The 14,618-nt window shown below is 71.7% G+C and carries 14 protein-coding genes; 7 read left to right on the top strand and 7 right to left on the bottom strand.

What is annotated here, in order from left to right:
• Positions 1-28 precede the first annotated feature (28 nt).
• From ACTWPP_RS23865 to ACTWPP_RS23845, 5 genes are all read right to left on the bottom strand, one after another.
• Positions 29-820: an ATP-binding protein gene (locus ACTWPP_RS23865; RefSeq protein WP_443106555.1), complete on the bottom strand. Its 792-nt coding sequence runs from the start codon at positions 818-820 to the stop codon at positions 29-31.
• Positions 821-1,162: 342 nt separating this feature from the next.
• Entirely contained in the window at positions 1,163-1,360 is a 198-nt protein-coding gene (locus ACTWPP_RS23860; protein WP_392911778.1) for a DUF397 domain-containing protein, read from the bottom strand.
• Positions 1,361-1,366: 6 nt separating this feature from the next.
• On the bottom strand, positions 1,367-2,209 hold the full coding sequence (locus tag ACTWPP_RS23855) for a helix-turn-helix domain-containing protein (protein ID WP_443106554.1): 843 nt from the start codon (positions 2,207-2,209) through the stop codon (positions 1,367-1,369).
• A gap of 58 nt (positions 2,210-2,267) precedes the next feature.
• Positions 2,268-2,498, bottom strand: a complete 231-nt coding sequence (locus ACTWPP_RS23850) for a hypothetical protein (protein ID WP_443106553.1) — start codon at positions 2,496-2,498, stop codon at positions 2,268-2,270.
• Positions 2,495-3,322 (bottom strand): SAM-dependent methyltransferase, encoded by an 828-nt coding sequence (locus tag ACTWPP_RS23845; RefSeq protein ID WP_443106552.1) that lies wholly within the window; start codon positions 3,320-3,322, stop codon positions 2,495-2,497. Before ACTWPP_RS23845 ends, ACTWPP_RS23850 begins: the two co-directional genes overlap by 4 nt.
• 160 nt (positions 3,323-3,482) lie before the next feature.
• Here ACTWPP_RS23845 and ACTWPP_RS23840 point away from each other — a divergent pair, with 160 nt between their 5' ends.
• Positions 3,483-4,316, top strand: coding sequence for an MBL fold metallo-hydrolase (locus ACTWPP_RS23840; protein WP_443106551.1), 834 nt, complete (start codon positions 3,483-3,485; stop codon positions 4,314-4,316).
• A gap of 72 nt (positions 4,317-4,388) precedes the next feature.
• Positions 4,389-5,795: an NAD(P)/FAD-dependent oxidoreductase gene (locus ACTWPP_RS23835; protein WP_443106550.1), complete on the top strand. Its 1,407-nt coding sequence runs from the start codon at positions 4,389-4,391 to the stop codon at positions 5,793-5,795.
• A gap of 88 nt (positions 5,796-5,883) precedes the next feature.
• Here ACTWPP_RS23835 and ACTWPP_RS23830 read toward each other — a convergent pair whose 3' ends face one another.
• Positions 5,884-6,888, bottom strand: coding sequence for an LLM class flavin-dependent oxidoreductase (locus ACTWPP_RS23830; protein ID WP_443106549.1), 1,005 nt, complete (start codon positions 6,886-6,888; stop codon positions 5,884-5,886).
• A gap of 242 nt (positions 6,889-7,130) precedes the next feature.
• On the opposite strand from ACTWPP_RS23830, the gene ACTWPP_RS23825 reads away from it, so the two are divergent.
• From ACTWPP_RS23825 to ACTWPP_RS23810, 4 genes are read left to right on the top strand one after another with little or no spacing between them, the layout of a single operon-like run.
• Positions 7,131-7,988 carry an LLM class flavin-dependent oxidoreductase gene (locus ACTWPP_RS23825; RefSeq protein ID WP_443106548.1) on the top strand — a complete coding sequence of 286 codons (858 nt, stop codon included), beginning with the start codon at positions 7,131-7,133 and terminating at the stop codon, positions 7,986-7,988.
• 14 nt (positions 7,989-8,002) lie between these two features.
• A complete protein-coding gene (locus ACTWPP_RS23820) occupies positions 8,003-9,241 on the top strand; it encodes an FAD-dependent oxidoreductase (RefSeq protein ID WP_443106547.1) in 1,239 nt (412 codons plus the stop codon).
• Positions 9,242-9,292: 51 nt separating this feature from the next.
• Positions 9,293-10,306, top strand: coding sequence for a methyltransferase (locus tag ACTWPP_RS23815; RefSeq protein ID WP_443106546.1), 1,014 nt, complete (start codon positions 9,293-9,295; stop codon positions 10,304-10,306).
• On the top strand, positions 10,306-11,172 hold the full coding sequence (locus tag ACTWPP_RS23810; RefSeq protein WP_443106545.1) for an NAD(P)H-binding protein: 867 nt from the start codon (positions 10,306-10,308) through the stop codon (positions 11,170-11,172). The genes ACTWPP_RS23815 and ACTWPP_RS23810 overlap by 1 nt, the downstream gene beginning before the upstream one ends.
• 120 nt (positions 11,173-11,292) lie before the next feature.
• Here the strand turns inward: ACTWPP_RS23810 and ACTWPP_RS23805 are convergent, their stop codons facing one another.
• Positions 11,293-12,765, bottom strand: a complete 1,473-nt coding sequence (locus ACTWPP_RS23805) for an NAD(P)/FAD-dependent oxidoreductase (protein ID WP_443106544.1) — start codon at positions 12,763-12,765, stop codon at positions 11,293-11,295.
• A 190-nt stretch (positions 12,766-12,955) separates the two neighbouring features.
• Here ACTWPP_RS23805 and ACTWPP_RS23800 point away from each other — a divergent pair, with 190 nt between their 5' ends.
• Positions 12,956-14,599 (top strand): FAD-dependent monooxygenase, encoded by a 1,644-nt coding sequence (locus ACTWPP_RS23800; protein WP_443106543.1) that lies wholly within the window; start codon positions 12,956-12,958, stop codon positions 14,597-14,599.
• Positions 14,600-14,618: the final 19 nt, after the last annotated feature.

Genomic DNA, 14,618 nt, shown 5'->3' with positions numbered 1-14,618 from the left:
GTGGTCTGACCGTCCCCCCCCCGTACGGTCAGACCATGTGGACGTCGTCCAGCGCTTCGCAGATTTGGACGACCTGCTCGCACACCTCGGTGATGTCGGTGACCGGGAGCCCTCCGGTCTCGCCGGAAAGGGCGCGCCAGCGGAACATCGCGTCCTCGCACCACACCGCCAGGTCGCCGTGGCCGGACAGCACGCGGACGCCGAGTTCGTCCTTGGGGGTGAAGCGGTCGATGCCGCGCTGGACGAGCAGCGAGTGGAGGACCTTCATGGCCTGTCCCTCGTCGACGGGCCGGCCTTTCCGGCGGCCCCGGGAGATGCGGGTGCGCGGGATCGGCAGGGCGAACCAGGTGGCCTTGCCGCGGACGGGCGGTGAGCTCAGCCGGGACCGGGTCGGATGGTGCCCCCACCGGCCCTTGGCGAGGATGTCGATGATCTCCAGGCCGCGGCCGTGGTCGAGCATCTCGCCGGGGCGGTCCGGGTGAGCCGCTCGGCCACCGGCGCGCCACTCCCTGAGCGTGTCGAACGCCTTGACGACCAGCTCGTCGTGGCCGCGTCCGTCGCCGCGCTGGTAGACCCAGAGTTCGGCGCCGGGGGATCTGTCGCGGGACGTGGCGTGCTGCAGGACGTTGGTGGCGAGTTCGCTGACCATGAGGGTGATGTCGTCGACGTCCTGGACGGACAGCCCGAGCGCGGGCAGCAGGCCCGCGACGTGGGCCCGTGCCATGCCGGCGATCGACTCGTCGCCGGGCAGGGGGAGGGCGGCGCAGCCGCCGTTCTCCAGCCTCCAGGGAACCCCGCACACCGTCGCGGTCTTCGTCATGACGCCCACCCTCAGAGCTCGCGGAGTCATTCATGATTCAGACAATCGCGACATGAACCTCCGTGGTTCGCGACTCGCTATGTGTGAATCACAGATCCAAGCTTCGCACAATCAGGCTGGTAAGGCCCGGCACACCACAAAGGTCGTTCATGCACAGTTGAGACGTTCACCGAATGCCCCAGAAGGCGTACAAATCACATCTCATCGCCGTGATCTGAACGTGTACCGGCGGAGGCGGGACCGGCCGGCACCGGCGCTGTAGCGTTGACGGCGCCTGAGAGAGGGCCGCACACATGAAGATCCCCCAGGGGTGCAGCCCTGGGGGATCCGTGTGCGGCCCGATCAGCGGTCGTACCGGCCCGCCCGCACATCGTCGAGGAACGATGCGAACGTGGACCGGGCGACGACGTGCGCCCCGGCCTCTGGTGTCCTGCTGTCGCGCAGCCCGGTGGCCGTCTCGAGGTCGGCGACCTCGACACAGCCCCCGTTGCTGCTCGCGCTGGCGGTGGCTTTGAACCACCGTGCCTGAGAGAGGTCCATGTCGGTCTACTCCAGCGTCGTGATCAGTTTCTCCAGGTGTTCCGCGGTGTCGGCGGTGCTCAGCGCCGCCTCGCGGATCTGTTCGAAGATGCGGTCATGTGCCTCCACTTTGCCGGGGTCGTCGATCTGGTCGATGGCGGCGTCGTTCTCCAGGAAGACCATGGGCGGCTCGTCGCGGGGGAACCGGAAGATGTTGACCAGCGTCGACATGCCCGGGTGCAGGCCGTCCGACAGGCGCAGCAGCCTCAGCTCGACGTTCTGCCGGCCGGCCATGGCCAGCAGGTGACGGAGCTGGGCGCGGCGGTCCCCCGCGTCGCCCCACTCGTACATCAGGGACGCCTCGGTGACGATCGCGACCAGCCGCGGCGCCGTCCCGTCGTCGCGGTCCAGAACCTGCTGCCGCCGCAGCCGTGCCCGCAGCGACCGCTCCCGCCACTCGGGCGGCTTCGACCCTGACGTCAGAAGCGCCTGCATGTACGGCAAGGTCTGCAGCAACCCCGGCAGCACCAGCGGCATGACCACCCGGATGTCCGACGCGTCGCCCTCGAAACCGGGGAACTCGTTGTCGAACACTTCCGGGTAGTCGCGCCACCAGGCCCGCTGCCGCGCGCGCGTCGCCAGCTCCTCGAGCTCGTCGAGATCGCTGCCGCCGTAGATGCGCGCCAGGTCGCGGATGTCGCTGAGCTCGGGCCGCACCCAGGTGTTGGCCTCGAAACGCCCGACCTTGCCCCGACCCCAGTTCAACCGGTCGCAGACCTGGTTGGCCGTGTATCCCGCCTCGACGCGCAACTCCCTCAAGCGGCGTGCCAGCCCCCGCTTGGCGACGGTGGCCCCGTACGCGTCGCTCACAGGCGCCACCTCCCTTGACATACGGCCGGCATCATCCTACGCCTTCCGAATTTGTGAATCACAGATTTGGCGGCGAGGAAGCGGCTTGATCGAACTCGCCGTTCTTCACGCCGTCCAGGAAACAGGCCCACTCGTGCTCGTCGAACACCGAGATGAGGTCGCCGGACGTGCGCAAAAGGGTCCACTCGCCGACGAAAGCGACCTCAATGCCGCCTTCGTCACTCTGAGAGCGCTTCCAGTCCAGAGTGTCCGGGTCGACGCCCAGTTCCTCCACGGACGGCTTCTTCATTCTGTCTTCCTCGCAACAGCGCAGTAGCCCCACCGCGACCCATCACTGTCGGCGGCGTCGGGGTCCTCGGCGCCCCACACGCCGACGTAGGTGAGGTCCGCCTCCGCCCCGTCGTACGGAGGGACGATCTCCAGGCCGGTGAAGAAGCGCTCGATCTCCGAGCGGGTCCGCGGATGGGCGTTGGCCGAGGCGCGGGAGTACACCTCCCGGAGATTGCCGACCGCCTGGTCGACCTGCCGGTCACTCGTGAGGGAGGACAGGGCCAGGTAGCTGCCGGGCGCCAGCCGGTCCATGTACCGCCGGATGAGGCCCCACGGGTCGTCCTCGTCCGGCACGAAGTGGGTCAGCGCCACCGCCAGCAGCGCGACCGGCTCCGCGAAATCGATCGTCGCCAGGGTGTCCCCGTGCCCGAGCAGACCCTCCGGGTCGCGGAAGTCCGCCGTGATGAACGCCGTCCCGGACGAGCCCGCCAGCAGCTCGTTCGCGTGCATCTTGACCAGCGGATCGTTGTCGGCGTACAGGATCCGGGCGTCGGGCGCGACCGCCTGCGCCGCGTCGTGGGTGTTGTTCATCGTCGGCAGCCCGGCACCGATGTCGATGAACTGCCGGACGCCCCGCTCGGCGATCCACCGCACCGAACGCTGCAGGAATCCGCGGTTCGCCCAGGCCGCGTCCTCGAGTTCGGGCATCTGCGCGCGCACCGCCTCCGCGGCCTTGCGGTCGACCTCGTAGTTGGCCGTACCGCCGAGGATGTAGTCGTACATCCGGGCCGGACTGGGGACCGTGATGTCCACCCCGGGTGGAGCCTGTTCGATGTCGCTCACCGTTTCGCCTCCGTCGCCGCGACTTGTGATGCACGAATTATGAAACATGTCCGGCCGCCCGGCGATGGCCATCGCCCGGTCCGGCCGCCCCGGCGATGGTTCGACATCCCGGCCGGGGGCATGACCGGGGCTATCGCATCGGCCGGAGGGAGGAACGACCATGAAGACCGCGCCGGAACTCGCGCTGAGGCAGCTCACGATGCAGTTCATCGGCAACGCGACGACGCTGCTGCGCTGCGGGCCGTTCACGCTGCTGACCGACCCCAACTTCCTGCACCGGGGGCAGCGGGCCTACCTCGGGCACGGGCTGACCTCGAAGCGGCTGACCGACCCCGCGCTGAGCATCGACGACCTGCCGCACCTGGACGCCGTCGTCCTGTCCCACCTGCACGGCGACCACTGGGACCGGGTGGCCCGCGCGAAGCTCGACCGGGGACTGCCGATCATCACCACACCGCACGCGTCCCGCCGCCTGCAGGGCCGCAACCGGTTCCGCCACACGGTCGGCCTGCGCACCTGGGAGTCGCACACCCTCGTCAAGGACGGGGCGCTGCTGCGCATCACCTCCATGCCCGGCCGGCACGCGCCCGGCCCCGCCAAGATGCTCCTCCCCCCGGTCATGGGCAGCATCCTGGAGTTCGGTCCCGCCACGGGCGACGTCCAGTTCAGCCTCTACATCACCGGTGACACCCTGATGTTCGACGGAATCCAGCAGATCGCCCGCCGCAACCGCGATATCGACCTGGCCGTCCTCCACCTGGGAGGCACCAAGCTGCCGGGCGGGCTCATCGTCACCATGGACGCCGCGCAGGGCGCCGACCTGCTGGAGACGATCCGTCCCGCGAACGCCGTCCCGATCCACTACGACGACTACACCGTGTTCAGCTCGTCCCTGGACGACTTCCGCCGCGAACTCGACCGCCGCGGCCTGGCCGGAGACGTCACCTACGTCGACCGCGGCCAGACCCACACGTTCACCCATGCCCGTGGTTGACGAGTGCCCCGCCCATGGTGACCTCGCTCGGGTCGCGAGCGGTCTTCCATCAGGCGGGCCGATGCTGCGGCCATGCGCGAATCGACCCAGATCCTGATCATCGGCGGCGGGCCCGCCGGATCCACCGCGGCCGCCCTGCTGGCCCGCGAGGGCTTCGAGGTGACCCTGCTGGAACGCGACACCTTCCCCCGCTACCACATCGGCGAATCCATCCTGCCGTCCTGCCGCCCGATCTTCGAGCTGACCGGGGTCTGGGACAAGGTGCAGGCGCACGGCTTCCAGTCCAAGGGCGGCGCCTACTTCCAGTGGGGCCCCGAGGAGTGGGAGGTCAACTTCTCCGACCAGGGCTCCGACAACGTCAACGCCTGGCAGGTCGTCCGCAGCCAGTTCGACCAGATCCTGCTCGACCACGCGCGCGAGCTGGGCGTCGAGGTCTTCGAGGGCGTGGGCGTCCGCGAGATCGAGTTCGACGGTGACCGGGCGGTCGCCGCGCAGTGGCAGGAGGCCGGGCGGCCCGAGGTCCGCGGGCGCATCGCGTTCGGGCACGTCATCGACTGCTCGGGGCGCGGCGGCGTGCTGGCGACCCGCCACCTGAAGAACCGCCGGTTCCACGGCGTGTTCCGCAACGTCGCGACCTGGGCGTACTGGAAGAGCGCCAAGCCGCTCGGCAAGGGACCGGAAGGCGCGATCGCCATCCTGTCGCTGCCGAACGGGTGGATCTGGGGCATCCCCCTGCACGACGGGACCCTGAGCGTCGGCCTGGTCACCGGGCGGGACCTGTTCAACGACAGCCGCGCCCGGCTGGGCGGCGACATCCAGGCGGTCTACGACGAGGCGCTCGCCCAGTGCCCCGCCATCCAGGACATGCTCGACGGCGCCGAGCAGGTGACCGGGATGAAGACCGAGCAGGACTACTCGTACGTGTCCGACGCCTTCGCCGGCCCCGGGTACCTGCTGTCGGGCGACTCCGCGGCGTTCCTGGACCCGCTGCTGTCGTCCGGCGTCCACCTCGCCACCTACAGCGCCATGCTCGGCGCGGCGTCCGTGGCCAGCGTGCTGCGCGGCGAGGTCGCCGAGGAGGACGCGTGGCGGTTCTACGAGACCGTGTACCGGCACGCCTACGAGCGGCTCCTCCTGCTCGTCTCGGTGTTCTACGAGAGCTACCGGGGCAAGGAGTACCACTTCTACAACGCCCAGCGGCTGACGTCCGACGAGCGCGACCACCTGCACCTTCAGGACGCCTTCGACCGCATCATCACCGGCATCGCCGACATGGACGACGCCGAGAACGCCTACAAGGCCGTCCGGGAGCACCTGCAGGGAGCCGACAGCGGCGACCCGAACCCGCTGAACAACCTCAACCGGGTGCACGAGATCAAGGCGTCGCCGTTCGACCCGGCCAACGCCGTCGGCGGCCTGTACCTGGTGACCAGCCCGCGGCTCGGGCTGGGGCACAGTGACGCCGCGAAGGCGAGCTGACCGGGAACGGGAGCGGCGCACCACGCGGGGGGCGTGGTGCGCCGTTTCGCGTCCGGCCGGGAGAGCGGCGGCCCGGACGGGCGCCGGTTCAGGTGAGGGACGCCGCCGCCTGGGCCAGGCCGCGGACCGTCCCGGCCCGGTCGGCCAGCGGCGGGAGCGCCGCGAAAACCCCCGTCAGTCCGGCCGCTTCGAGGCGGCCGAGATGCTCGGCCACCTGGGCGGCGTCGCCGGTGATGCCGGTCATGCCGAGCGCGAGGTCGACGAGCCCGAGCTCTTCGAGGAGCACGGCGTTCTTCCCGCCGACGGTGTGGTCCCAGACGTCGTAGCGCCGCTCCATCTCCTCCACCGCGCCGAGCAGCTCGGGCGGGACGGACTTGCGCATGTGCGGCGACTTCAGCCGGAGCGCTACGTCGGAGGCCAGCGCGGCGCCGATCTCGGCGTTGGCCTCGGCCCGGGTCCGCTTGACGGAGATGAAGCTGAAGCCCCAGACCTGGACGGCGTCCGGGTCGCGTCCGGCCTTCTCCGCCGCCTCCCGGACCGCCGCGACCTTCCGCGCCACCCGCTCCTCCGACATCCCGACGGTGGTGACGACCCCGTCGGTCAGCTCGCCGCCCAGGCGCAGGCTCGCCGGGTAGTCGGCGGCAACGAAGATCGGCATGGGGCGGACGCGGGTCAGGGCCTCGGTGGTGTACCCGTCGACGTGCGCCGACCCGCCGTTCAGGACGTCCCGCACGGCCGTGACGTAGTCGCGCAGCTCGGCCGGCGTCGCCACCGGGGAGCGCCCGACGACGCGCCGGACGCTGCCGCCGTTGCCGAGGGCCAGCATCATCCGCCCGCCGGTCAGCTCGTCGAGGCTGGAGACGGCGGTGGCGGTGGCGACGGGATGCCGCAGGAACGGCGTGGTGACCATCGGCGTCAGCGTCGCGTTCCGGCTCTCCTGCGCGGCGACGGTGAGCGAGACGTACAGCTCCCAGGCGCGGGCGGGGGTGTCCCCGACCCCGATGACGTCATAGTCGAGGGCGTCGGCCAGCCGCACCAGATCCCGGAATTCGGTGAGATCGTCCGCCCATTCGATGATCGCTCCCAGTTTCAAGAATCAGCCCTCCCGGAAATAGCCGCACAGCGCCCGATGACCTAAAGATAGATATGGCGGATAGTGCGCGCAATAAGGCTCAAGGCGTCGTCGAGCCGTTCTCGACCGGTACCTCACAGAGCGGGCGGAACTCCCTCACCGGCGGCGGGTTCAATTTCCATTGAGGCTCGACCGGCACCCCATCCTTTTTCCGGACGATGGTGGCCACAGCCAGCCCGTGCACGAGCGCAAGGAGAGTTCGAATGGACATCGGAGTCTGCCTGCCGACGACCGTCCCCGGTGCCGACGGCGCGCAGCTGATCGAGTTCGCGCGCCGCGCGGAACGGCTCGGATTCCACAGCCTGACGGTGGTCGACCGTGTGGTCTACGACAACTACGACCCCATCGTGACCCTGTCCGCGGCCGCGGCGGTCACCGAGCGGATCAGGCTGACGACGGCGATCCTGCTCGCCGCGTCCCGGCCGAGCACCGTGGAGCTGGCCAAGCAGCTCGCCAGCCTGGACCGGTTGTCCGGCGGCCGGCTGGTCGTCGGCGTGTCCTCCGGGATGCGCGAGGACGACTACACCGCCACCGGCACCGACCACGCGAGCCGCGGCCGCCGGCTCGACGCGATGATCGAGGAGCTCCGGGAGGTGTGGCGGGGCGAGGGCCCGGTGCCCGGCGTCGGCCCCCGCCCGGTGAACGGCGACATCCCCATCTGGGTCGGCGGTCACTCGCCGGCGGGGCTGCGACGCGCGGCCCGGTACGGGATCGGGTGGATCTCCCCCGGCGGCCCGCCGCAGAAGTACCCGGAGATCGTCAACCGGGTCAAGGAGCTGTGGGCCGAGGAGAAGCGCGACGGGTCTCCGCGGATGGGCGCCAACTGCTACGTGGCGCTCGGCCCCGGCGGCAAGGAGGCGGCCACCGAGCACATGATGAAGTACTACTCCTACATGGGCGAGATGGCCGCGCACCTCGCCAAGGGCGCCATCTCGGAAGAGTCGACGCTCCGGGACGTCGTCGACGGCTACGCGGCCAACGGCTGCGACGAGCTGCTGCTCCTGTCCGTCACCGCCGATCCCGATCACCTGGATCGGATCGCCAGCGTCGTGTTCCGCTGAGCGGGGTGGACCCGATGGAACCATCCCCGCGCACGATCATCATCGGCGGCGGCATCGGCGGCCTCGCCCTCGCGCAGGGCCTCCGGCAGGCCGGTTTCGGCGACGTCGTCGTGCATGAGCGCGACCGGTCGCCGGTGGGACGGATGCAGGGGTACCGCCTGCGGATCAGTCCCGAAGGGGAGCGGGCGCTCCGCGCGTGCCTGCCCCGCCGCGCGCAGGACCTGCTCGTGGCGACGTCCAATGCCCGCAGGCAGGAGGGCCTGGTCGCCTACGACGAGCAGCTCGTCAAGGCGTGGGCCCCCGAGTTCAGCGACCCGCGCGGCGACGACCCGGACAAGGTGGACGCCGTCGACCGGGTCACCCTGCGCCGCGTCCTGCTCGCGGGCCTCGGCGACGCGGTGCGCTGGGGCAGCCGGTTCACGCACTACGAGGAGGTGGACGGCAAGGTCGTGGCGCACTTCGCCGGCGGCCACCGCGACACCGGCGACCTGCTCATCGCCGCGGACGGCGCGAACTCGCAGGTGCGGGCGCAGCTGCGCCCGGACGACCGGCACCACGACCTCGGCGTGCGGGCGATCCTGACCCGGACGCCGAGGGCGACGGCGATCGGCGCCGGCATCCCGGACGTCCTGCGCGACCAGTTCGTCAACGTGACCGCCCCGGACGGGGTCCGGCTCGCGTGGATGCCGATGGTGTTCCGCACCCCGCCGCGGGAGGCGGCCGCGCGGCTGTGGCCGGGCCTGGAGTTCGACGACACCGGCGACTACTACATGTCGGTGTTCAGCGTCCACCAGGACCACCTGGGGCTCACCGACGACGCGTTCTTCGCGATGAGCGGCGCGGAGCTGTGCCGGCTGGTGCTCGACAAGACCGCCGGCTGGCATCCGGACCTGCGGAACGTCTTCGCCCACGCCCAGCCGGAGGAGACCTACCCGCTCGCGCTGCGGGCCACGATGCCCGTCGAGGCGTGGCCGGCCGGGCCCGTGATCCCGCTCGGGGACGCGGCGCACACGATGCCGCCGACCGGCGGGGTGGGCGCCAACACCGCGCTGCGCGACGCGGCGGGGCTCTGCCGCGCGCTCACCGCCGCTTTCCGGGGCGAACGGTCCCTGGTGGACGCGGTGACCGCCTATCAGCGGGAAATGGTCGGATACGCGACGGAGGCGATCGACATGTCGCTGCGGATCGCCAAATGGTCGATGAAGAAGATCGACGTCAACGAGACCGAACATTCCACCACACCGGCGCAATGACGTACTGACGCAATGAGCGGAAGACGCAATGAGCAGAACGAGGAGAACGCAGTGACGACCACCGCCCCGGACACCGGTACCCCATCCGGAATTCTGCAACTCGCCAATGCCTTCTGCGATGCGAAGGCAGTACTGACCGCGGTCGAACTCGGCCTGTTCACGACGCTGCACGACAAGCCGGCCGGGCAGGAGGAGATCCGGGGGGCCCTCGGGCTGCACGGCCGGGGTCTCGCCGACTGGCTCGACCTTCTCGTAGAGCTGGACCTGCTCACCAAGAAGGACGGCCGCTACCACAACCGGCCCGGAGCGGACCGCTACCTGGTGCGCGGCCAGGAGTCCTACATCGGCGGGTTCATCGAACGTTCCAACCGCAACCTGTATCCGGCGTGGGGGCGCCTGTCGGAGGCGCTGCGCACCGGCGAGTCGCAGACGGGCAGCAGCTTCGAGGCCGTCGTCCAGAACCCGAAGATCCTCGGCCAGTTCATCCACTCGATGGACGCGTTCACGCGCGTGCTGGGCCCGCAGCTGATCTCCGCCTACGACGGCTGGTCCGGCTACGGGTCGGTGCTGGACGTCGGCGGCTGCCGGGGCGCGCTGACGGCGCAGATCGTCAAGGCGCACCCGCATCTGTCCGGCAAGGTGTTCGACCTGCCGCAGATGGAGCCGTTCTTCGACGAGCTGGTGGCCGAGAAGAGCCTCGCCGGCCGGGTGTCGTTCCACGGCGGCGACTTCTTCGCCGACCCGCTCCCCTCCGCGGACATCGTCGTCCTCGGGCACGTCCTGCACGACTGGGACCGCGACCAGCGCGGCCTCCTCGTGCGCAAGGCGTACGACAGCGTCAACCCCGGCGGGGTGCTGCTGGTCTACGACCGCATCCTCGACCGCGCGTCCAGCCGGGCCGCGAACCTGCTGGTCAGCCTGGACATGCTGCTGGTCACCGACGGCGGCTCGGAGTACGAGGTCAGTGAGCTGCGCGAGCACGCGGAGGGCGCCGGGTTCACCGATGTCACCGCCCAGGACCTCGGCGAGGACGACACCCTGGTGATCGCCCGGAAGGCGCGCTGATGGGACGGCCGGCGTTCCTGGTGCTCGGATCGACCGGCGGGGTGGGGCGGCACGTCGTGGCCGGGCTCACCGCCGCCGGCGAACGGGTCCGCGCGTTCACCCGCGATCCCGCACGCGCCCGGTTCGAAGGGCCCGTCGAGGTCTTCGGCGGAGACCTCAAGGACTCCGGCGCCGTGCTGGACGCCCTCCGGGACGTGGACGGCGTGTTCATGGCCACGAGCCCGGACGCGCTGGAGCACGAGCTGATCGTCGCCGAGGCGGTGCGCGAACGCGGCATCGGCCGGGTCGTGAAGCTGTCGTCGGTGGCGGCCAACCCGCCCGTCTCGGACTCCTACGGGCGGGCGCACGCGGCGTCCGAGGAGGCGTTCGCCGAGTCGGGCGCGGAGCTGACCGCGCTGCGCCCGGCCGGGTTCGCGACGAACGTCCTGCAGTGGCGCCGGTCGATCGCGTCGCAGGGCAAGGTGTTCCAGCCGTACGGCGACGTCGCCCGGGCCGTCATCGACCCGGCGGACGTGGCGGCGTGCGCGGTCGCGTGCCTGACCGGCGGCGGCCACGGCGGGCGGTCCTACCAGCTCACCGGGCCGGAGGCGCTGACGGCGCCGGAGCTGACGGCGCGGCTGGGCACGGCGCTCGGACGGCGGCTGGAGTTCGTCGGCGTGGACCCGGCACAGGCCAGGGAGGGGATGACCCGCGCCGGGATGCCGCCGGACCTGGTGGACGGGCTGCTGGCCTCCATGGCGGAGCCGGGCCCGCTGCGCGGCGGCGTCCCGCAGCCGGACGCGGAACGCCTCCTCGGCCGGCCGCCCGCGACGTTCGACACGTGGCTGGCCCGACACCTGGACGAGTTCCGCGACCAGACCCCATAGCACGGCCGGAGTTCAGCGGGCCCCTCGGAGACGACCACCCGAGGGGCCCGCCGCCTTTGCGGGAGTTCACCCTGCGCGGATCAGACGACCCTGCGCGGGGATCGGGCGACCCTGCGCGGATCAGACGGTGGCGCCCGGCCTGGCCGCCCGGATCACTTTGCGGAGACCTGGTGCGGTGGCCGTCGGCGTCCCGTCCGCCTCGAAGTCCTTGCGGCGCTCTCGAGCCCGCACCGCCAGCTCGGAGTCGCCGAGGACGGCGTCGGCGGGGCCGACGAGGTTGACGCGGCGGTTGAACGCGCGGCCGAGTTCGACGTCGAGCAGCACGCCGCTCGCCACCCCCTCCGCGATGAGCCGCTGACGCTCCATCTCCGCCCGGTCGTGCTCCGGTACGTCCTGGCCGGTGATGCGGTAGATGCGGGCGCGGTCCATGGCGGCCGACTCGCGGTAGACGGCGTCGGCCTCGCGTCCGACCGCGTCCTCGTACGCGACGGCCATGGCGGCCGGGTCGCCGCCGTGGCGCCCGATGCAGGCGGCGGCGGTGAAGGCGTAGGTCAGCGCCATCGCCGCGCCCCAGCCGTAGGCGGGGTTGGTGGTGCACAGGGAGTCGCCGACGGGCAGCAGGCCGAGGACGGCGGGCTCGCCGTCCTCCACGTAGCGCCTGCGGACGTTGTGGTGCCCGCCCATGATCTGTACCCCGTCGAGCGGTACGCCGTTGGACGGGTCGACCCAGGGCGCCACGTCCGGGATCGCGCACGCGGCGGCCTCGAAGGCCCACGTGTTGCGCAGCAGCCGCAGGTCCTCGTCGGCGGGAGGCCCCTCGAAGCAGATCGCGAACGTGTCGTTGTCGCCGGGGAAGCCGATGTAGGAGATGCCGTCGGCCTCGCCGCGCAGCGTGGCGACGGCCGTCTTGGGCAGGTCGCAGCCGGGTGTGAAGCGGTAGTAGCGGCTGAAGTAGACGGTCTGGCAGTCCTGGACGTCCGCGCCGACGCGCACGCCCTCGGCGGCGAGCCAGCGGGGCATGGGCGTGCGCTGGCCCCCGCAGTCGAGCACGACGTCGGCGGGCAGCTCACCCCCGCCGGCCAGCCGGACGCCCGTCACGCGCGGCGGCTCGCCCGGCGTCCGCAGGAAGGACAGCCCGGTCGCGACGGCCGGGCACTCGAAGGTGACGCCCGCCTCGGCCTCGGCGGTGCGCCGCAGGGCGAGTTCGAAGGCGGCGCGCCGCGCCCACAGGTTGGCGAAGTCGTCGTCGGACGGCCGCCACAGTTCCTCGGGGATGAGCCGCTTGAAGAGGTTGATCACCTCGATGCCGCCGGCGCGGAGCCGGTCCAGGACGTCGGGCGCGTGCTCGGCGAGCAGGTTGCGGGTACGGGCGGAGAAGCCGTGCGGCAGCCGGAACTGGGGGACGCCGCGACGCCGCCACTCCATGAAGGGGTCCCGGTCGTCCGGCGGGGCCGGGTCGCGCTCGACCACCGTCGCGGGCAGGCCGCGCCGGGCCAGCGCGATCGCCGCCGCGAGCCCGGCGACGCCACCGCCGAGGATGACGATCCGGGGGTGGTCCAGGGTGTCGTCCGTGGTCGCCCGGGCTTGCGTCACGGCAGGTTCTCCTCGTGCTGGGCAGGGCGCCGGCGGGCAGGGACGGCGGGGCAGGGACGGCGCACCCCCGGATCGTCGCCGGGGAACGTCCACGCCCGGTGGAGGAGCGCTCGAACCGCGCTCGCCGGGGGCCGAGTGCGCCTCAAGCCGCCCATGCCAGCCTCGCCGTGGGAAGGGATGGAGGTCGATCATGGACGAGACCGTTCCGGTGCTCATCGTCGGCGGCGGCTACGCCGGCCTGGCGTCCGCGCTGTTCCTGGCGCACCACGGGGTGCGTTCGATTCTGGTGGACCGCCATCCGGACGTGTCGGTGCAGGGCCGCGCGCGCGGGATCAACCAGCGGACGATGGAGATCTACCGGCCGCTCGGCGTCGAGCCGCGCATCCGGGAGGCGGGCCGGCCGTTCGACGGGGAGTCGGGCGTCGTCCGGTGCGAGTCGCTGGCGGGCGAGTGGACCTGGCTGCTCGGCGAGGAGGCGCGGACGTCGCTGCCCGGCCTGACCGCGTGCGAGTTCGAGATGGCCGACCAGCGCACCGTGGAGCCGATCCTCATCGAGGCCGCGCGCGCGAAGGGCGCCGACATCCGGTTCGGAACAAGGTGCCTCACGGTCAACGCCGACCCTGACGGCGTCACCGTCGAGATCGGGGACCGCGACGGCGGGCGGCGGCGCGTCATCCGCGCCGGTCACGTCATCGCGGCGGACGGCTTCCGCGGCCGGACCGGGCCGTCGGCGGGCATCGTCCGGGAGGGGCCGGGCGTCACGCAGAGCTGGGTGACCTTCGTCGTCCGGGCCGACCTGTCGGACATCGTCACCAAGCGGGCGATGTTCTGGATCGTGGTCAACCCCGAGATCGGCGGCTTCGGGTCGTTCCTGTCGACCGCCGTCCCCGGCCAGTGGGCGATCAGCTTCACCTACGACCCGGGGAAGGAGTCGCCGGACGACTTCACCGGCGACCGCTGCCGCAAGGCGGCCCGCGCGGTCATCGGCGCGGACGTGCCGCTGGACATCGTGGACATCGCCTGCTGGGAGGAGGCGGTGGGGGTCGCCGACCGGTTCCGCGCCGGGCGGGTGTTCGTCGCGGGCGACAGCGCGCACGTGTGGCCGCCCGCGGGCGCGATGGGCGCGAACGCCGCCGTGCAGGACGCCCACAACCTGGCCTGGAAGCTCGCCGCCGTCATCGGCGGCTGGGCGTCGGACGGGCTGCTGGACACCTACGAGGCCGAACGGCGGCCCGCCGCGCTGGCGCTCGCGGACATCACCGTCCGCCGCCAGCAGGCCAGGTTCGGCGACGAGCCGGACGGCGACGACGTGGACGACGTCCTGTGCACGTTCGGGCAGCGCTACGACTCCGCGGCCGTCATCGGCGCCGCACACGTCCCTGGGCACGACGCCGTGTACGGCGGCGGGCTGGAGCAGGGCGCGGCGCCCGGCACGCGCGCACCGCACCTGTGGCTCGACGTGTTCACCGAGGGCGCGGACGGCGAGCGGATCACCGTCCACGACCTGTTCCATGACGCGTTCGTGCTGCTCACCGGCGAGGACGGCACGGCGTGGACGGAGGCGGCGGACAAGATCGCGGCACATTCCGGGATCCCGCTGCGGGCGTACCGGATCGGGCCGGCCAACGGCGGACCGGAGACCGCCGCCGAGCTGTCCGATGCCGAGGACGTCTTCGAGGCCCGCTACGGGCTCGGCCGCGCCGGCGCCGTCCTCGTCCGCCCCGACGGGTACGTGGCCTGGCGGTGCCCGTCGGCGGCCGGTGACCCGCACGCGCTGCTCGCCGGGGCCCTGCACCGGATCCTGCGCCCGTCCGCACGTCCCGCACCGGCCTGAAGGGGAGTTCCGCCCCGGC

It is taken from the genome of Actinomadura sp. 3N407 (assembly GCF_052245875.1).
GTDB lineage: Bacteria > Actinomycetota > Actinomycetes > Streptosporangiales > Streptosporangiaceae > Spirillospora.
Note: the sequence above shows the minus strand (reverse complement) of the source record. Positions and strands in the feature narration are given on the sequence as shown.